The organism is Agrobacterium tumefaciens (assembly GCF_013337285.1).
Taxonomy (GTDB): domain Bacteria; phylum Pseudomonadota; class Alphaproteobacteria; order Rhizobiales; family Rhizobiaceae; genus Agrobacterium; species Agrobacterium burrii.
Window position 1 is genome coordinate 624,125 of sequence record NZ_SUPW01000001.1, and the last position, 17,337, is coordinate 641,461.

Sequence of the window (17,337 nt, forward strand, 5' to 3'; positions counted from 1 at the left end):
GAAACCCGCTATCAGCCTATCAGAGTGGCAAGAAGCTGGTCGATATCGGCAGCGCCGTTGACGGCAACGCCGTTCACGGTCTTGTCGATGCGGCGGGCAAGGCCCGTCAGCACCTTGCCGGAGCCGATCTCGTAAAGCTGGGTCACGTTGTTGGCGGCAAACCATTCCACCGTCTCGCGCCAGCGTACCTGGCCCGTCACCTGCTCTACCAGCAAAGCGGCGATCTCATTGGCGTCGGAAACGGGAGCGGCACGCACATTGGCGATAACAGGCACGACTGGATTGTTCTTTTCGACCTTGACCAGCGCCTCGCGCATGGCTTCCGCAGCCGGCGCCATCAGCGCGGAGTGGAAGGGCGCGGAAACCGGCAGCATGATGGCGCGCTTGGCGCCCTTTTCGGAAGCGATCGCGGCGGCTTTCTCGACAGCGGCCTTGGAGCCGGAAATGACCAGCTGGCCGCCGCCATTATCATTGGCGATCTGGCAGACGCCGAGAACACCGGCCTCGTCGCAGATTGCCGAAACCACATCATGCTCCAGCCCGATGATCGCCGCCATCGCGCCTTCGCCGACAGGCACGGCGGCCTGCATGGCGTTGCCGCGGATGCGCAGAAGCCGCGCGGTATCCGCAATCGAAAAAGTGCCGGCGGCACAGAGCGCCGAATATTCGCCGAGCGAATGGCCGGCAACATAAGAAACAGCGTCGGACAGTTTCAGGCCGCGCGCTTCGAGAACCCGCATGACCGCCATGGACACCGCCATGAGGGCGGGCTGGGCGTTCGCCGTCAGCGTCAGCGTTTCTTCCGGGCCGTTCCACATGATATCGGAAAGCTTCTGGCCGAGCGCCTCATCGACTTCCGCAAACACGGCGCGCGCCTCGACATAGGTATCGGCAAGTTCCTTGCCCATGCCGACGGCCTGGCTTCCCTGACCGGGAAATGTGAATGCAATACCCATGGGATGTGGTCCTTCTTTTCTGGATTGCCCTTATTCCAGTGACTTCCATTCACATTCCGGCCAGCGGTGTCAAGACTTGACGCCCTGCGGCGGGCGCATCCGCAGGGTTTTGCCACCCTATTCACTCTTTCTTTTAGTCATATTTTTTCTTGCACTGCGGCAATTCCCTATTACTTTCATGCGACCTTTCACACCATCTCGCCAAGCACCGGGACATTTCCATGAAACAGAGACTATTGGGCCGCACGGGTATATCCGTGTCCGAAATTTGCCTTGGCACCATGACGTGGGGCACGCAGAACACTGAAGCCGAGGCGCATGCGCAGATGGATTACGCCGTCGAAAACGGCGTCAATTTCTTCGACACGGCCGAGCTTTACCCCACCACCCCCGTTTCCGCCGAAACGCAGGGGCGGACGGAAGAATATATCGGCACATGGTTCGAAAAGACCGGCAAGCGCGATCAGGTGGTGCTCGCCACCAAGGTTGCCGGTTCGGGACGCGATTATATTCGCGGTGGCCGCGATATCGATGCGAGCGCCATCCGCGAGGCGGTGGATACCAGCCTTGCACGTCTGAAGACGGACTATATCGACCTTTACCAGATCCACTGGCCTAACCGCGGCACTTACCACTTCCGCGGCGTCTGGGGTTTCGATGCCTCCGGCCAGGACAAGGAGCGCACGATCGCCGAAATCACGGAAAAGCTCGATACGCTCGGCGAACTGGTGAAAGCCGGCAAGATCCGCGCCATCGGCCTCTCCAACGAAAGCGCCTGGGGCACGCAGAAATATATCGACATCGCCGAGGCCCGTGGCCTGCCGCGCGTCGCCACCATCCAGAACGAATATAATCTGCTCTATCGCAGCTTCGATCTGGACATGTCGGAAGTCGCTCATCACGAGGATGTCGGCCTGCTCGCTTATTCGCCACTGGCGGCCGGACTTCTCACCGGCAAATACCAGAATGGCGCATATCCGGCGGGATCCCGCGGCACCATCAACAGGGAACTCGGCGGCCGCCTGCAGCCGCATCAGGAAGCGCCGGTCAAGGCCTATCTGGAGCTTGCGGCGCAACATGGGCTCGATCCGGCGCAGCTCGCGATCGCATTTTGCCTCACCCGCCCCTTCATGGCCTCGGCCATCATCGGCGCGACGACGAACGAGCAGTTGAAGGTGGATATTGCGGCTGCGGATGTGAAGCTGTCAGAAGAGGTGCTGAAGGGGATTGCGGCGATCCATCGGAAGTATCCGATGGCGATCTAAACTATCCCCGGGCCATAAATTCAAATAAAACCATCTTTCAATACCAATTGAATTCTGTATTATTATGTTCACCGGCGCGTATATCGGTACACGCCGGTGAACTTCATAAATAGATAAAATAATTGACCGGATTTTTACAAAAATAACAAATATATTACAATTGGGAGAATTCGATGGCCAAGACAGTCTCAGATATTCTCAATGTTGCCGATCAGGAGTGGAAGCACTGGGGAAACTCCACATGGAACCTTTCTACTGACGCCAGGCACATCCGGCACAAGGATGACGACCGCATATTCGCAAAATACGTCATCAAGAACTATAATTCCGTTGGAGGTGGAACGCCGACGGAGGATGATGTTATGAACGACCACTATTTCTGGTCGGCCGTCGGAATTTCCTACGTGTTCCATGCCGCGCAATTCAGCAAGAAAGAGTTTCCTTTCGCGGAATCGCATTCCGTATGGATTCGCCATTTCATAAAAGCGCGTAAGCAAAACTCGACGAGCGCCCTCTACCATGGATACCGGCTGAAGGAGGCTGGCGCGACCCCGGATGTCGGCGATATCGTTGGCTATACCTATGACAAAGTCAGCTTCCAGCAGGCGCAGGGTTACTATGACAAGGTGGGCAGCTATAAGTCCCATACCGATATTGTCGTTGCCAGACGACCGGGCGAAATCGACGTCATAGGCTTCAATGTTCTCGACTCGGTGACAAAGAAAACGATCCCGCTCAGTGAAAGCGGCCATATCGCCGATACCAGGCATAAATGGTTCGTCGTTCTGAAGAAAAACGCGCTTAACTGACAAAACCATTGCCAAAACGTGAAAAATCCGTATAAGCGCGCTGTTCACAACACCCGGTCCAATTGGCTGGTGGCTGAACGGAGGGCTGGTTTCGGTAACGAAACAGCAGGAACCATAAGGTTTTTCCGGCCTCCCGTGTCTCCGCTCTCGACCGTCTCGAACAACGCTTTTCTTGCTTTAAGGCTTTATCGCCTAACCAGGAGCAGTCGTTGAGGCTTAGCGCCGTTGCCGGGTGAAGGACGAAACGCAAGAAAGGCAAAGCTTAAATGGCTCTTTACGAACACATCTTCCTTGCCCGGCAGGATATTTCTGCCCAGCAGGTCGACGCACTTGTCGAGCAGTACAAGGGCGTTATCGAATCGTTCGGCGGTAAAGTCGGACGCGTCGAGAACTGGGGTCTGAAGTCCCTTACCTACCGCATCAAGAAGAACCGCAAGGCTCACTACGCTCTCATGGACATCGACGCTCCGGCGCCTGCGATCCATGAAATCGAGCGTCAGATGCGCATCAACGAAGACGTTCTTCGCTACATGACCATCGCCGTCGAAGCCCACGAAGAAGGCCCGTCCGCGATGATGCAGAAGCGCGATCGTGACGACCGTCCGCGCCGTGACGGCGACCGTCCGGACCGTGGCCCGCGCGAAGATCGTGGTCCGCGTCCGCCGCGTGAAGGTGGCTTCGGCGACCGCGAAGATCGTCCGCGCCGTCCGCGCGAAGACCGTGCATAAGGAGAATTGACCAATGGCTGATACATCCTCTTCCCAGGCACGCCGCCCGTTCCACCGCCGTCGCAAGACGTGCCCTTTCTCCGGCGCAAACGCTCCGAAGATCGACTACAAGGACGTTCGTCTGCTGCAGCGCTACATTTCCGAGCGCGGCAAGATCGTTCCTTCCCGCATCACGGCCGTTTCCCAGAAGAAGCAGCGCGAACTCGCCCAGGCGATCAAGCGCGCCCGTTTCCTCGGCCTGCTGCCTTACGTCGTAGCGTAATGAATTAAAGCGAGGCTGCGTTTTGGCGCGGCCTCGTTTTCTCTAAAGCAACTGACTTTTAATCAGTAGGTTGCGAGTTCAAATCCTTCCGCGTTGGGCGCGGATCGATACCATAAAACCCATGTTGGGGATGACGCTCCTTAGGAACGATCCTCTAACTGCTTAAGTTTCAGCAGGACAGCGAAGTGCAAAAGTTGAACCAGACAGTGCTGATCTCCGGCGTTCTCGCCGGCATATGCGCCGCGTTTTTAACGCTTGGCGCAACGGCACAGTCGTCCTTTTCCTTCCTGCTCTACGCCGGGTCGGCCATGCCGATCTTCATCGCCGGGATGGGCTGGGGCAACCGCGCCGCCATCGTCGCGATCATCACCACCGCCATTATCGGCGCGCTGGTCATGTCGCCGCTTTTCGCGCTCACCATCGCCATCTTCACACTGATCCCGGCGGGCTGGCTTTCGCATCTTGCCAATCTGGCGCGCCCGGCCTCCGAACTCGGCGGCCCGGATGATCTGCTTGCATGGTATCCGCTGTCCGGCATCGTGCTGCACCTGTGCATTCTGGTCTCTGTCGCCGTCATCATACTCGGCTGGATGATCGGCTACGGTCCCGATCTCGTCGCCCGCATCGTCGACCTGATGATGACATCAGTGCAGAGCCGCGAGCCGCTGTTCGAGGCCAATGCCGAGGCGCTGACGCAGACGAAATCGCTGCTGGTGTTGATGTTGCCGATCGTTCAGGGCGGCCTGTGGGTCATTCTGTTGTTTGCGGCCTATTATTTTGCGGCCCGGCTGGTCGGTTCCTTCGGCAAGGGCCTTCGCCCGCGCGAAGACATCGCGTCTGCGCTGCGCATGCACCGCAACGCCATCTTCATTTTTCTCGGCGGCATCGTCGCCATGTTCTTCGGGGGCGTTGCCGCCATGGTCGGCGCCGTCATCTGCGGCACCTTCGGCGCAGGTTTCCTGATGGCGGGGTTTGCCTCGCTGCATAAAAAGGCGCGCGGAAAGGACTGGCGGCTGCCGGTTCTCATCCTCGCATATCTCTCGGCGGTCTTTGTCTTTCCGCTGTTCATCATTCTCGTGCTCGGCTTGAGCGACGTGCGCAGCACGATCTCGCTGACGCCTGCACGGAAAACCGACACAACGAACGAAACCAAACCATAGAAAGGATCAAGAAGATGGACGTCATTCTTCTCGAACGTATCAACAAGCTCGGCCAGATGGGCGAAACCGTCAAGGTTCGCGACGGTTACGCGCGTAACTTCCTGCTGCCGCAGGGCAAGGCGCTGCGCGCCAACGCCGCCAACAAGACCCGTTTCGAAACCGAGCGCGCAACGCTTGAAGCCCGTAACCTCGAGCGCAAGTCGGAAGCCCAGAAGGTTGCCGAAGCGCTTGAAGGCAAGTCCTTCATCGTCGTCCGTTCGGCTGGCGAAACCGGCCAGCTGTACGGCTCTGTCGCTGCTCGCGACGTCGTCGATATCCTGGCTGCCGAAGGCTTCAACATCGGCCGCAACCAGGTTGAACTCAACACGCCGATCAAGACCATCGGCCTGCACGACGTTACCCTGCACCTGCACGCCGAAGTCGAGCTTCAGGTCTCGCTGAACGTTGCCCGTTCCGCCGAAGAAGCCGAACGCCAGTCCAAGGGCGAAAGCCTCACCTCCGCCGACGCCATCTACGGCGTTGACGAAGACGCACTGCGTCCGGAAGACTTCTTCGATCCGGAAGCTGACGGCAACGGCGACGACGAATAAGACTTGGCCTAGCGGCCATAAGGAAAACCCCGGATGGAAGCATCCGGGGTTTTTTTGTATTTTGGGATGTTGAGTGTGTGGAGAGGTTCACCCCCCTCTGCCCTGCCGGGCATCTCCCCCTCAAGGGGGGAGATCGGCAGGGGGCGCTACCGCCACTTCATTCTCAAGCTTGAGATTGGCGAGACCTAACCGCAAATCGATCTCCCCCCTTGAGGGGGAGATGTCCGGCAGGACAGAGGGGGGTGCCTTGCCGCGAACTCCTATATCTACCTCGCCGCCGTCTCCGCCCCCTCAACCGCCGCGCTTTTATCCACATGCACCACCACCGACATGCCCGGCGACAGATCCGCCGCCAGCGGCTGATCCGCATCAATCGCGATGCGAACTCCAAGTCGTTGGGCGATCTTCACGAAATTGCCCGTCGCATTGTCGGGCTTGATGACCGCGAATTCCGATCCGGTGGCCGGCGAGAACCGCTCGACACGGCCGTTGAGCTTGCGGCGATGCAGCGCATCCACCGAGATCGTTACCGGCTGGCCGACCTGCATGCCAGCGAGCTGGGTTTCCTTGAAGTTGGCGATGACCCAGACATCATGCGGCACGACAGCCATCAATTGCGTGCCGGCGGTGACATATTGGCCGGTGCGCACGCCGACTTCGCCGAGCCTGCCGTCCACCGGCGCGTGGATTTCGGTATTGTCGAGGTCGATTTTGGCGAGTTCGACAGCGGCCTCCGCATTGGCGACGGCAGCCTGCAGGGAGCTGCGGTTGACGATGATCGTCTGCAAATCCTGCCGCGAAACTTCGAGGGCGGCTTTCGCCTGCGACAGGGATGCCCGGGCCTTTTCAAGCGCGGCATGCGCCTCTTCCTGCAGGCTGGAGGTTCCGACGCCGCTTTTGATGAGATTATCCTGCCGGTCGGATGCCAGTTGCGCCTGTTTCAGCGAAGCCCCGGCGCTGTCGACAGCCGCCTGACTGGAGAGAATATTGGCATTGGCGGCGTTTTCCTGCTGGCGGGAATTGTCGAGCGCCGCCTTTTGCGTATCGAGCGATGCAGCCGCCTGCGCCTGTTTCTGCCGGTAGATGCGATCATCGATCTTTGCCAGCAACGTGCCCTGTTTGACCTCCTGATAGTCCTTGACCGGCACATCGACGACATAACCGCTGACCTGCGGGCTCATGGTCGTGACGTAACCGCGCACGAAGGCATTGTCGGTCATTTCCACGGTGGAGAGAAACGGCGGCAGCCGCCAGGCGTAAAGCACGAGCGCTATGCCGGCGAGACCGCCGAGCAGCACGAGAATGGAAACGGGGGTAAAAAACTTCTTCAGCATTTTGTCACTCTTGGAATGTTCAAGACTGTAGTGCCGGTGCGGCTTCGACATTGTCCCGGAAAAGGAACGGACGGATGCGCATCCATGCAAGGTGGAGTAAAAGTGCGACCAGCGCCAGCGCCGAAACAACCGATATCAGCAGGAACGTGTCGTTATAGGCGAGCACATAGGCCTCCCTGCTGACCTGCTGTCCCAGAAGCGACAGCCCCTCGGCCTTCAGCAGCGCCGGATCGGTGATGACATGGCTGTAAGCGCCGGAAAGCTGGGATACGCGCTGGGCGACCACGGGGTTGGTGAGCAGGATATTTTCCACCAGAACGTTGGAATGGAATTTTTCGCGCAGCGTCACGAAACTGCCGAGCAACCCGGTCATCAGCATCGAACCTGTGATCTGGGTGAACAGGAAGATGGCGATGAAATTCACCAGATAGGGCGCGCCACGCGCAAGTGCTGCGGCAAATCCCTTGGACATGACGGGCGGCAGGAACATGGCCGCGCCGAAGGCGATCATCATCTGGCTGAGATACATCTCCGCCGGCCGCGTCATATTGGTGGACTGGCTGTCCATGAACGAGCCGGCCGCAATCAGCGTCAGCGCGATCACATGGGCCGTATCGACATATTTCGTCAGCATCAGCCAGGCGCAGGCCGCACCGCCAAGCACCGTCGCCAGCAGCACCAGCGCATATAGCGTCGTCGTCTGTTCGTTCAGCAGGCCAAGCTGCTGGTAAAAGCCGACCGCCGTTGAGGATTGCTCGGAGGAAACCGCGCGGTAGACGAGCAGGACAGCGATAACATGCAGGTTGGTTTTCGAGAAAATCCAGCGCAGGTCGAGCAGCGGGTTCTTGCGCGGCAATTCAATGAAGGCCATGAGCGTCAAAAGCGCGATCGACGTCGCCAGAAGCACGCCCAGCCACCATGTTTCGAACCACCAGTAGAACCGGCCGAGCGTCAGCATGACCGCCAGACAACCGAGACCGCCCGCAAACAGCAGATAGCTCAGAATATCCATGCGCTCGATGACTTTGGCGCGCGGCGGCGGCGTGACTTTCAGCACATAGATCATGGCGAAGGAGATCAGCGCAAAGCCCACTTCCATGGAATACAGCGCGTTCCACCCGCCGATTTCCAGCAGGGACGGCGAAACCATGCGCGCGATCGGTGCCGACAGCAATGTGCCTGTCAGCGCGATACTGAAACCGAGCGAGAATTTCCGCGCCGGCGGAAAGGCCTCGAGAATATAAAGGAATCCAAGTGACGAGATCGGCGCGGCGGCCATGCCGCTGACGAAACGGATCACGGTTGCCGAATGCAGGTCCGTCACGAACAGATTGAGACAGGAAGCGACGACAAAGGTGATGATCGAGACTTCGGCAAAGGGTCGCAGGCCATATTGCGCCCTGATCTTGAAGAGCGCGATGGAAAACGTGGCATAGGGTGCCATATAGGCGGCGGAAAGCCATGCCACCTCAGCCACCGTAGCGGAAAATTCGCCCTGTAACTGGTAGATATTGGCCATGACGAGGTTCATGCCCAGACCCTGGGTTATGAAAAACGACAGGCCCGCAAAAATGAAACACAGCCGCAGCCACACCGGCCGCTCAACCGGCTGCGGTGCGGCGGGAACAGCAGGTTCCGCCGAGATCTCACCACCATCGGCATCGCTCGCCGTCTGGGGGGCGGCCACGATTTCCTCTGGCCTGACAACAGTCACATCCTTTTCAGAGGCAGCCTCGTCCGTGGTCTGCGGCAACACGGTGCTCATGATTGCACCCTCCCGGCCGCAAGGTTTTGCAGATTGGTCGAAAGCCGCCGCATCACATCCAGCGCCTTGGCCAGATCCTCAGAGGAAATATCGGCGGTGATTTCCGAGCGCAGCGCCTTTGCCACCGCCTGCACCGTGCCTGAGGTCTTCTCACCCTCTTCCGTCATGTGGATGCGCTTGGCGCGGCGGTCGTTTTCGTCGGAGCGGCGTTCGATGAGGTTCTGTTTTTCCATGCCATCGAGAACCCGCACCAGCGTCGGAGTTTCGATTTCCATTTCTTCGGCAAGCTCGGTCTGCGTCAGCGGGCCGCGCCGCGACAGGGCAAAAAGCGCACGGGCACGCGCCAGCGTCAGGCCGCTCTCCCCTACCCGCGCATCAAAAAACGCGCGCAGTTTGCGGGTAAAAGCAGAAACCTCATCGAGAAGCTGTTCCTTGTCGGTCTCGCGGGACATGTCAGCAAGCCTTATAATTAGCACACTACTTATTTTCTGCCTATTTATTCGTAAGCCTGACGATTTTCAAGTTTCTTTCATGCCGGGTCTGCCATGCGGTAAACTCATGGCAGCGAATCACGTTGCCGGAAAATTTCGGCGCCTTGTCCCCACCCGCCTGTGGATTGCTGGGGACAACTGAAGATGTGATCCAGCTTTACAGAGCGGACGTCAGCCTGCCGTATAGTGTTGCAACAATATCATTGACTGCCATGCCCCAGGAAGCCAAACCCAACGTTTACGGACAAAGGCATAAGGGAGATCGCGCAAACCATGAACGACGCTGTGAGAAAGATCACCCCCGCAGAACCGCATTACCGCGAGGCGCCGAACAATATCGAGGCCGAACAGGCGCTGCTCGGCGCTATCCTCGTCAATAACGACGCCTATTACCGTGTTTCGGATTTTCTGAAGCCCGTGCATCTTTACGAAGCCCTGCATCGCAAGATTTTCGAGGTGGCGGGCGATATCATCCGCATGGGCAAGACCGCCAATCCGGTGACGATCAAGACCTTCCTGCCCGCCGACGACAAGGTCGGTGACCTGACGGTGGCGCAATATCTCGCGCGTCTGGCCGCAGAAGCCGTCTCGATCATCAACGCCGAGGATTACGGCCGGGCGATCTACGATCTGGCGCTGCGCCGCGCGCTGATCCAGATCGGCGAGGATGTCGTCAACATCGCCTTTGACGCGCCGCTGGACATGCCGCCGCAGGCGCAGATCGAAGATACCGAGCGCCGTCTGTTCGAACTGGCGGAAACCGGCCGTTACGACGGCGGCTTCCAGTCGTTCAACGATGCGGTGGCGCTGGCGATCGACATGGCGGGCGCAGCTTTCGAGCGTGACGGCAATCTCTCCGGCATTTCCACCGGCATTCATTCGCTTGACGCCCGCATGGGCGGCCTGCAGCGTTCCGACCTTATCGTACTTGCGGGTCGTCCGGGTATGGGCAAGACGTCGCTCGCCACCAACATCGCCTATAACATCGCGGCCTCCTATGATCAGGAAGTGCAGCCTGATGGTTCGTTCAAGGCGAAAAACGGCGGCGTCGTCGGTTTCTATTCACTCGAAATGTCGTCCGAACAGCTGGCCACCCGTATCATTTCCGAGCAGACGGAAGTGTCCTCCTCGAAAATCCGTCGTGGTGACATTACTGAATCGGACTTCGAAAAGCTCGTCGCCTGCAGCCAGATGATGCAGAAGGTGCCGCTTTACATCGACCAGACCGGTGGCATCTCCATCGCCCAGCTCTCCGCCCGCGCGCGCCGCCTGAAGCGCCAGCGTGGCCTTGACGTTCTTGTCGTGGACTATATTCAGCTGATGACCGGCGCCGGCAAGAGCGGTGAAAACCGCGTGCAGGAAATCACCCAGATCACCACGGGTCTCAAGGCGCTCGGCAAGGAACTCAACGTTCCGATCATTGCGCTGTCACAGCTCTCCCGTGCGGTGGAAAGCCGCGAGGACAAACGCCCGCAGCTTTCCGACCTGCGTGAATCCGGCTCCATCGAGCAGGACGCCGACGTTGTGCTGTTTGTGTTCCGCGAGGAATATTATGTCAAGAACATGGAGCCGCGGGATATTTCCGATCCCAAATATGGGGAGTGGGAAGCCCTTTTTGATAAGGTAAAAGGCACCGCCGACGTCATCATCGCCAAGCAGCGTCACGGACCGACAGGCACGGTGAAGCTCGCCTTCCAGTCCGAATTCACCCGCTTCGCGGATCTGGCCGACTCGAGCTTCAGCCAGTACGAGGAGCATTGATCCTGGAGCGCTTCCGCTTTTCTCCGAAACGCGAAAACGCTCTATCTCTTTGTTTTACGCATATTGCGGACGTAAAACCGCTTCGCCCTTTTGGCGAAAATGCTCGAACCGGATCATGAGGGCGAATCGGTTTTCGCCCTCGCCGCCTACCCTGCGTTCGATATGAGCGGGAGAGTCTTTTCAGGGCCTTGGCAGGGTTTTCTTACAATCCGATTCCGCGCAGCAACGCCACCGTGACGACGCCGAGCGTGGCGGCCGGCAGCAGGCTGAGACGCAGCGCCGCAATCGCAGTCACCGCGCAGGCGATGGTTTCAGCCGGGCCGCTGGCAAGTGCTGTCGGCGTGACAACGGCCATCAGAACGGCGGGCGGCACCACACCGAGCGCCTTCTTCAGGCGGGGCGTCAGGGTGAAATGGCTGACCAGCAGCAGGCCACCCAGACGCGTGGCAACGGTTGCCGCCATCATGGCAAGGATCGTCAGCAGGGTATTGACATCAAGCGTCATGCCGGCTGCTCCGCCTGTTCTTCGTGACCGAAGGCAGCGACGGCAAGCCCCGCCAGGGCGCCGGCTGCAATATACCAGGCGCCCGGAACCAGCGCATGGGTGAGACAGGCGGCGGAGGCGCTTGCCAGCAGCACGAAGCCTGTCTCCCTGCCCTTCCAGAACCCCATGAGCAGCACGATGAAGACGGCCGGGAACGCGAAATCCAGACCGAGGACCGACATGTCGCCCATGACCGCGCCGAGCAGCGCGCCTGCAAGTGTGCTTAGATTCCAGAGTAGATAGATCGGCAGCGCCGCGCCGATAAAAAAGGCTGCTGTCAAACTTGCAGTCATCGCCCGAAATTCCGACAGCGCCCAGGATTCATCCGTCAGCACCAGCATGGCCGCATATTTTCGCCAGCCGGTAAAATCATCCAGCTTGCCGGCGATGGAGGCGCTCATCAGCACATGGCGCAGATTGACCAGCAACGCGGCAAAACCGAGTGCGCTCCAGCTCGCCGGATGTGTCCACAAATCCATGGCGACGAATTGCGAGCCGCCCGCAAAGACCAGCAGCGACATCAGCGAGGCTTCCAGCGGCGACAGGCCCTTGCCGATGGCGACCGCGCCGAACACCACGCCGATCGGCACCATGGCGACCAGCAGGGGGGCAGCAGCTCTCAGCCCCGCCCCGAATTCCGCGCGCATTTCCGATATGGACATCGCATTCCCCTTTTCAGAAGAGTGCGATACGCCCGGAAAATCTAAAGGTCTTGAATGAAAGTGACATCGCGGCGCAAACGCAGGTGGCAGATCACGCCAGCCGGAATTGCCCCGGCGTGACGCCGGTGCGCGCCTTGAAATGTCGCGTGAAATGCGCCTGATCGGCAAAACCGCAAAGCGCCGCAACATCAGCCGGCATCTCACCAGCCCGCAGCAGCCGGCGCGCCTGCCGAATGCGCACATCCGTGAGATAGGCGTGCGGGGTGATATGAAATTCTCTCCTAAACGCCCGGATCAGATGCGCGCGGCTGAGACCGGCAATCGAGGCTAGCTCCTCTAGGCCGATATCCGTCTCGTAATTGTCGGACAGATAATCCCGGGCGGCATGAACAGCCGTTTTCTCGCGGGTTTCGATGGGCAGGAGGGTGGCGCTGCCGTGCCTGCCGAACAGGGCGGCGAGAACCGAGAACATGCCCTCATCCGCTTCCAGAGCGCCGGATTTCGTTTCCAGCCGCCGGTGCGCCATCTGGAATGCTGCGGCCATCTGCGGATCGCGCGGCAGAAACCTTGGAAAAGACGGTGTGCCGTGAAAGACCCTGCCCGTGACATCCTCGATGACGTCACGCAGCAGCAAGCTGTCGGGATAGATCATCCGGTAACGATAACCGCCGCCGCCCGGCGCGCCGTCGTGAACCTCATCCGGATTGATGAGATAAAGATGCCCCGGCCCCGTCTGTTCAGTGGTGCCCTGAATGGTGGAAATCTGCGAGCCGCTTTCGATCGCGCCGATCGAGAATGTATCATGCGCGTGCGGCGAATATTCATGGGTTAGAAAAGTCGCACTCAGACATTCCATGCCGCCGAAACGCCGGTCGCGCCAGAAACGCGTCGTTTCCGTCGCGGCAATCGGCATGACATCTATGGCCTGTTCCTGCGAAACATTGTGCATGAGCCGAGTTTAAAGCATTCGATCCTTACCGTCTTGAACAAAAGTGCTAGGGTCTGGCCGGTTCCAAAATCAACCGGACGCATGGCATGACAGACGACTTCGAAGACACATTTCCCGAAAACGAATCTGGTCCCGAGAACGAAACCGACCCTTTCGAACATGCACCGCTGCGGCTGACGGTCGATCTCGGCGCTCTCGCCGATAACTGGCGGAACATGAAGAAGCGGTCCGGCAGCGCGCGGACGGCGGCCGTCGTCAAGGCCGACGCCTATGGTCTCGGTATCGAGGATTGTGGTGCGACGCTATACCATGCCGGCGCGCGCGACTTCTTCGTGGCGACGGTGGCCGAGGGCGCTACGCTGCGGTCCTACGCCCCGGAAGCCCGCATCTTCGTGCTATCAGGCATCTGGCAGGGGCAGGAACGGCAGGTCTTCGACAATGATCTGGTGCCGGTGCTGGCCTCCGAGGAGCAGCTGTCCTTCTGGATGGCGACGGTGGCCGAGCGTGGCGACCACCCCTGCGCGCTGCATGTGGATACCGGCTTCAACCGGCTTGGGCTGCCGCTTGACGACGCGCTGTTTCTGGCCGACGACGTGACGCGGCCGGCGAGTTTCGATCCGGTTCTGGTGCTGTCGCATCTCGCCTGCGCCGATACGCCTTCTTCGCCGATGAACAGGGTCCAGCTCGAATCATTCCGCAGGGTTAGCGCCGCTTTCGAAGGTATCGAATCAAGCCTTTCGGCTTCGGCCGGTATCTTTCTCGGTCCCGACTATCATTTCGACCTCACCCGCCCCGGCATCGCCCTTTATGGCGGCGAGGCGGTCAATGACATGGCCAACCCGATGCGGCCCGTCGCCAAAGCTGAGGCGCGGATCATCCAGATCCGTGAAGCGGGCGAAGGCCAGACCGTCAGCTACGGCGGCAGCTTCCTGCTCAAGCGTGCAAGCCGGCTTGCCATCGCCTCCGTGGGCTACGCGGATGGATATCAGCGTTCGCTTTCTGGCTCAGGCATTCCGCTGCGCGAAATGGGCCATGGCGGCGCCTACGGCGTGGTCAATGGTTATAACGTGCCGGTGGCCGGCCGCGTGACCATGGACCTGACCATTTTTGACGTCACGGATGTGCCCGCAAATGCCATTCGCAGCGGCGATTACATCGAGCTTTTCGGCCCGAATGTGCCGGTCGATGAGACCGCGCGGGCGGCCGGCACCATCGGCTATGAAATGCTGACAGGGCTTGGCCTGCGCTACGAGCGGCAATATCTGATGGCTGACGAGTAAGCTGAGACCTTAGCTCTTGGAAAGCGGAAGCGACCTGTGCTACAAGAGAACAAAAGGAGATCGAAATGCCCGAAATCCATTTGAGCGAGCAGGACGAGAAGTTCATTGAGGAGCAGGTGGCAGCGGGCATCTTTGAGGATGCAGATGCGGTGATATCCGCCGGTTTGCGTCTGCTTGGCAGTAAGGAAGGCAAGCTCGTAGAGCTTCAGCGACTGATCCAGGAAGGGCTAGACGATGTGGAAGCCGGCCGGGTGATGGAATTTTCCACGGCGGATGATTTAACCGCACATATCATAAAGCTCGCGGGGGAACAGAATGAAGCGAAGGCGTCTGGTGATCACCGCACGGGCGCTGGACGATCTTCTCGCCGATCATAATTATATCGCGCAATTCAATCCCGTTGCTGCAAGGCGCTTTCTGGACGATATCAACGTTAAAATGATCTCGCTGGCACGATACGGGGTAACAGGCGTACCTCGGAGCTTTGCGCCGAATTTGCGGGCTTTCCCCTATCGTGATCGGTGCATCTATTTCGTTGTCGATGACAAGAAGATGTATGTTCTGCGCGTGCTGCACGGCCATCAGGACATCTCCGCCAAAGATTTCAAACAAGAAGAAAACTGAAAACACATGGCCAAAGCCAAGACTCAATTCGTGTGCCAGAACTGTGGCACGGTGCATAACCGCTGGGCGGGGAAATGCGAAGGCTGCGGCGAGTGGAATACCATCGTCGAAGAAGACCCGATGGGCGGCATCGGTTCCGGGCCGGGCAAGGTGCCGAAGAAGGGCAGACCCGTCACGCTGACATCGCTGTCCGGCGAGATCGAGGAAGCGCCGCGCATTCCGACCGGCATCAGCGAGCTCGACCGGGCGACCGGCGGCGGCTTTGTGCGCGGTTCGGCGGTCCTGATCGGCGGCGATCCCGGCATCGGCAAATCGACGCTGCTGATGCAGGCGGCGGCCGCCCTTTCGCGGCGCGGACACCGTGTCATCTATGTTTCGGGCGAAGAAGCCGTGGCGCAGGTGCGCCTGCGCGCCCAGCGACTTGGTTCTGCAGATACCGATGTGCTGCTGGCAGCGGAAACCAATGTCGAAGATATTCTGGCGACGGTTTCGGAAGGCAAGCGGCCCGATCTCATCATCATCGATTCCATCCAGACACTGTGGAGCGACACGGCCGACTCCGCCCCTGGCACGGTGACGCAGGTGCGCACCGGCGTGCAGGCGATGATCCGTTTCGCCAAGCAGACGGGCGCGACCATGGTGCTTGTCGGCCACGTCACCAAGGAAGGCCAGATCGCCGGGCCGCGCGTGGTGGAGCACATGGTCGATGCCGTGCTTTATTTCGAAGGCGACCGTGGCCACCACTACCGTATTTTGCGCACCGTCAAGAACCGCTTCGGGCCGACGGACGAGATCGGCGTGTTCGAAATGTCGGATGGCGGTCTGCGGGAAGTCTCCAACCCCTCCGAACTGTTTCTGGGCGAGCGCAATGAAAAATCCCCCGGCGCTGCGGTTTTTGCCGGCATCGAAGGCACCCGTCCGGTGCTCGTCGAGGTGCAGGCGCTGGTGGCGGCCACCTCGCTTGGCACGCCGCGCCGTGCCGTCGTCGGCTGGGACAGTTCGCGGCTTGCCATGATCCTTGCCGTGCTGGAGGCCCATTGCGGCGTGAAGCTCGGTCAACACGACGTTTACCTGAATGTGGCGGGAGGATACCGTATTTCCGAACCGGCGGCGGATATGGCGATTGCCTCTGCACTGGTTTCCTCGCTTGCCGGTCTTGCCCTGCCGGCCGATTGCGTCTATTTCGGCGAAATCAGCCTGTCGGGTGCGGTGCGGCCGGTGGCGCACACGGTGCAGCGGTTGAAAGAAGCTGAGAAACTTGGTTTTTCCGCCGCACTTCTGCCGTCTGGTTCAGCTGAATTGCCGAAAGCGGGCAAGGGTCGCTGGACGGAAATTGAAAGCCTTCCGGACCTCGTGGCTCGCATCGCCGGCTCCGGCAACCGGTTCAAACAGGTTGAGGACGACGAATATTGATCCTTTCGCCAAGGGAAACAGTGGTGTAAGAGGATCGCAAAATTGGCAAGGCAGCGTCTGACAAGGCGTCGCACCTCCGGAGTTGGTATATGCCCATTACAATTTTCGACGGCATCGTCATCGCCGTTGTTCTATTCTCCGCCGTTCTCGCGATGGTACGCGGTTTCTCCCGCGAGATTCTGTCGATCGCGAGCTGGGCCGGTTCGGTCGCCGCCGCCTATTATCTGTATCCGGTCCTGCTGCCCTATGCGCGCAACTATACCGATGACGACAAGATCGCCATTGCCGGTTCGGCCGGCGTGGTCTTCCTCGTCTCGCTGATCGTGATTTCCTTCATCACCTCGCGCATTGCCGATTTCATCATCGACAGCCGCATCGGCGCGCTGGATCGCACGCTCGGCTTCCTGTTCGGTGCAGCACGCGGCATTCTGCTGCTGGTCGTCGCGGTCGCCTTCTGGAACTGGCTGGTGGATGTGAAGACGCAGCCGGAATGGGTGACGCAGGCCAAGTCCAAGCCCTTCCTCGACGGGCTGGTGGGCAAGCTGGAGGCGGTTCTGCCTGACGATATCGAGCCGCAGATCCGCGCCCGTATCCTTGGAAAACCGCAGGAACCGACGGCCGCGCAGGCGCCTGCGGAAGATGTGCCGGCAACAAATCCGCCGGCAACGAATAATTGACACGAGGGTGCGCCTTGCAATGCATGCAAGGCGCGCTATTTGTGCTAAATATCAAGCATGACACAGA

General features: G+C 59.5%; 19 protein-coding genes. 12 read left to right on the forward strand and 7 right to left on the reverse strand.

The window, feature by feature from the left end:
- Window positions 1-11 precede the first annotated feature (11 nt).
- Complete coding sequence (gene fabD / locus FCH38_RS03005; RefSeq protein ID WP_174372783.1) at window positions 12-956, reverse strand: ACP S-malonyltransferase; 945 nt, start codon at window positions 954-956, stop codon at window positions 12-14.
- 221 nt (window positions 957-1,177) lie between these two features.
- Here fabD and FCH38_RS03010 point away from each other — a divergent pair, with 221 nt between their 5' ends.
- The 6 genes from FCH38_RS03010 (at window position 1,178) to rplI (ending at window position 5,770) form a co-directional block, all read left to right on the forward strand.
- The gene (locus FCH38_RS03010; RefSeq protein ID WP_149897947.1) at window positions 1,178-2,221 is read left to right on the forward strand and encodes an aldo/keto reductase; all 1,044 of its coding nucleotides are present in this window, start codon (window positions 1,178-1,180) and stop codon (window positions 2,219-2,221) included.
- Between the two features lie 173 nt (window positions 2,222-2,394).
- Window positions 2,395-3,030 carry a DUF2272 domain-containing protein gene (locus tag FCH38_RS03015; RefSeq protein WP_174372784.1) on the forward strand — a complete coding sequence of 212 codons (636 nt, stop codon included), beginning with the start codon at window positions 2,395-2,397 and terminating at the stop codon, window positions 3,028-3,030.
- A 266-nt stretch (window positions 3,031-3,296) separates the two neighbouring features.
- Window positions 3,297-3,758, forward strand: coding sequence for a 30S ribosomal protein S6 (rpsF, locus tag FCH38_RS03020; protein ID WP_045016900.1), 462 nt, complete (start codon window positions 3,297-3,299; stop codon window positions 3,756-3,758).
- A gap of 13 nt (window positions 3,759-3,771) precedes the next feature.
- Window positions 3,772-4,020, forward strand: coding sequence for a 30S ribosomal protein S18 (gene rpsR / locus FCH38_RS03025; RefSeq protein ID WP_003496832.1), 249 nt, complete (start codon window positions 3,772-3,774; stop codon window positions 4,018-4,020).
- 185 nt (window positions 4,021-4,205) lie between these two features.
- Window positions 4,206-5,180, forward strand: coding sequence for a DUF2232 domain-containing protein (locus FCH38_RS03030; RefSeq protein WP_174372785.1), 975 nt, complete (start codon window positions 4,206-4,208; stop codon window positions 5,178-5,180).
- Between the two features lie 14 nt (window positions 5,181-5,194).
- Window positions 5,195-5,770: a 50S ribosomal protein L9 gene (gene rplI, locus FCH38_RS03035; protein WP_149897951.1), complete on the forward strand. Its 576-nt coding sequence runs from the start codon at window positions 5,195-5,197 to the stop codon at window positions 5,768-5,770.
- 266 nt (window positions 5,771-6,036) lie between these two features.
- Here rplI and FCH38_RS03040 read toward each other — a convergent pair whose 3' ends face one another.
- Genes FCH38_RS03040 through FCH38_RS03050 form a run of 3 tightly spaced genes read right to left on the reverse strand, consistent with a single transcriptional unit; the run spans window position 6,037 to window position 9,321 of the window.
- On the reverse strand, window positions 6,037-7,104 hold the full coding sequence (locus FCH38_RS03040) for an HlyD family secretion protein (protein WP_153513497.1): 1,068 nt from the start codon (window positions 7,102-7,104) through the stop codon (window positions 6,037-6,039).
- 19 nt (window positions 7,105-7,123) lie between these two features.
- Window positions 7,124-8,869, reverse strand: a complete 1,746-nt coding sequence (locus FCH38_RS03045) for an MFS transporter (RefSeq protein WP_174372786.1) — start codon at window positions 8,867-8,869, stop codon at window positions 7,124-7,126.
- On the reverse strand, window positions 8,866-9,321 hold the full coding sequence (locus tag FCH38_RS03050; protein ID WP_149897953.1) for a MarR family winged helix-turn-helix transcriptional regulator: 456 nt from the start codon (window positions 9,319-9,321) through the stop codon (window positions 8,866-8,868). Before FCH38_RS03050 ends, FCH38_RS03045 begins: the two co-directional genes overlap by 4 nt.
- 312 nt (window positions 9,322-9,633) lie before the next feature.
- Here FCH38_RS03050 and FCH38_RS03055 point away from each other — a divergent pair, with 312 nt between their 5' ends.
- A complete protein-coding gene (locus FCH38_RS03055; RefSeq protein ID WP_153513496.1) occupies window positions 9,634-11,121 on the forward strand; it encodes a replicative DNA helicase in 1,488 nt (495 codons plus the stop codon).
- A 202-nt stretch (window positions 11,122-11,323) separates the two neighbouring features.
- Here the strand turns inward: FCH38_RS03055 and FCH38_RS03060 are convergent, their stop codons facing one another.
- From FCH38_RS03060 to FCH38_RS03070, 3 genes are all read right to left on the reverse strand, one after another.
- Window positions 11,324-11,626, reverse strand: coding sequence for an AzlD family protein (locus tag FCH38_RS03060; protein WP_149897955.1), 303 nt, complete (start codon window positions 11,624-11,626; stop codon window positions 11,324-11,326).
- Entirely contained in the window at window positions 11,623-12,327 is a 705-nt protein-coding gene (locus FCH38_RS03065; RefSeq protein WP_174372787.1) for an AzlC family ABC transporter permease, read from the reverse strand. The genes FCH38_RS03060 and FCH38_RS03065 overlap by 4 nt, the downstream gene beginning before the upstream one ends.
- A gap of 91 nt (window positions 12,328-12,418) precedes the next feature.
- Complete coding sequence (locus FCH38_RS03070; protein WP_174372788.1) at window positions 12,419-13,276, reverse strand: AraC family transcriptional regulator; 858 nt, start codon at window positions 13,274-13,276, stop codon at window positions 12,419-12,421.
- 86 nt (window positions 13,277-13,362) lie between these two features.
- Between FCH38_RS03070 and alr the strand changes: the two genes are divergently transcribed.
- The 5 genes from alr (at window position 13,363) to FCH38_RS03095 (ending at window position 17,270) form a co-directional block, all read left to right on the forward strand.
- The gene (alr, locus tag FCH38_RS03075) at window positions 13,363-14,556 is read left to right on the forward strand and encodes an alanine racemase (RefSeq protein ID WP_174372789.1); all 1,194 of its coding nucleotides are present in this window, start codon (window positions 13,363-13,365) and stop codon (window positions 14,554-14,556) included.
- A 65-nt stretch (window positions 14,557-14,621) separates the two neighbouring features.
- Complete coding sequence (locus tag FCH38_RS03080) at window positions 14,622-14,933, forward strand: type II toxin-antitoxin system ParD family antitoxin (protein WP_153513492.1); 312 nt, start codon at window positions 14,622-14,624, stop codon at window positions 14,931-14,933.
- Window positions 14,872-15,180 (forward strand): type II toxin-antitoxin system RelE/ParE family toxin, encoded by a 309-nt coding sequence (locus FCH38_RS03085; RefSeq protein ID WP_210267093.1) that lies wholly within the window; start codon window positions 14,872-14,874, stop codon window positions 15,178-15,180. Before FCH38_RS03080 ends, FCH38_RS03085 begins: the two co-directional genes overlap by 62 nt.
- 6 nt (window positions 15,181-15,186) lie before the next feature.
- Window positions 15,187-16,593: a DNA repair protein RadA gene (gene radA / locus FCH38_RS03090; RefSeq protein WP_149897960.1), complete on the forward strand. Its 1,407-nt coding sequence runs from the start codon at window positions 15,187-15,189 to the stop codon at window positions 16,591-16,593.
- Between the two features lie 89 nt (window positions 16,594-16,682).
- A complete protein-coding gene (locus FCH38_RS03095; protein ID WP_046798795.1) occupies window positions 16,683-17,270 on the forward strand; it encodes a CvpA family protein in 588 nt (195 codons plus the stop codon).
- Window positions 17,271-17,337: the final 67 nt, after the last annotated feature.

Coding starts and splice junctions, on each gene's coding strand:
- rpsR (WP_003496832.1), top strand. CDS start 3,772: ATGGCTGATACATCCTCTTCCCAGGCACGCCGCCCGTTCCACCGCCGT.
- FCH38_RS03015 (WP_174372784.1), top strand. CDS start 2,395: ATGGCCAAGACAGTCTCAGATATTCTCAATGTTGCCGATCAGGAGTGG.
- FCH38_RS03095 (WP_046798795.1), top strand. CDS start 16,683: ATGCCCATTACAATTTTCGACGGCATCGTCATCGCCGTTGTTCTATTC.
- fabD (WP_174372783.1), bottom strand. CDS start 956: ATGGGTATTGCATTCACATTTCCCGGTCAGGGAAGCCAGGCCGTCGGC.
- FCH38_RS03045 (WP_174372786.1), bottom strand. CDS start 8,869: ATGAGCACCGTGTTGCCGCAGACCACGGACGAGGCTGCCTCTGAAAAG.
- alr (WP_174372789.1), top strand. CDS start 13,363: ATGACAGACGACTTCGAAGACACATTTCCCGAAAACGAATCTGGTCCC.
- radA (WP_149897960.1), top strand. CDS start 15,187: ATGGCCAAAGCCAAGACTCAATTCGTGTGCCAGAACTGTGGCACGGTG.
- rpsF (WP_045016900.1), top strand. CDS start 3,297: ATGGCTCTTTACGAACACATCTTCCTTGCCCGGCAGGATATTTCTGCC.
- FCH38_RS03065 (WP_174372787.1), bottom strand. CDS start 12,327: ATGTCCATATCGGAAATGCGCGCGGAATTCGGGGCGGGGCTGAGAGCT.
- FCH38_RS03060 (WP_149897955.1), bottom strand. CDS start 11,626: ATGACGCTTGATGTCAATACCCTGCTGACGATCCTTGCCATGATGGCG.
- FCH38_RS03080 (WP_153513492.1), top strand. CDS start 14,622: ATGCCCGAAATCCATTTGAGCGAGCAGGACGAGAAGTTCATTGAGGAG.
- FCH38_RS03070 (WP_174372788.1), bottom strand. CDS start 13,276: ATGCACAATGTTTCGCAGGAACAGGCCATAGATGTCATGCCGATTGCC.
- FCH38_RS03050 (WP_149897953.1), bottom strand. CDS start 9,321: ATGTCCCGCGAGACCGACAAGGAACAGCTTCTCGATGAGGTTTCTGCT.
- FCH38_RS03055 (WP_153513496.1), top strand. CDS start 9,634: ATGAACGACGCTGTGAGAAAGATCACCCCCGCAGAACCGCATTACCGC.
- rplI (WP_149897951.1), top strand. CDS start 5,195: ATGGACGTCATTCTTCTCGAACGTATCAACAAGCTCGGCCAGATGGGC.
- FCH38_RS03085 (WP_210267093.1), top strand. CDS start 14,872: ATGAAGCGAAGGCGTCTGGTGATCACCGCACGGGCGCTGGACGATCTT.
- FCH38_RS03010 (WP_149897947.1), top strand. CDS start 1,178: ATGAAACAGAGACTATTGGGCCGCACGGGTATATCCGTGTCCGAAATT.
- FCH38_RS03040 (WP_153513497.1), bottom strand. CDS start 7,104: ATGCTGAAGAAGTTTTTTACCCCCGTTTCCATTCTCGTGCTGCTCGGC.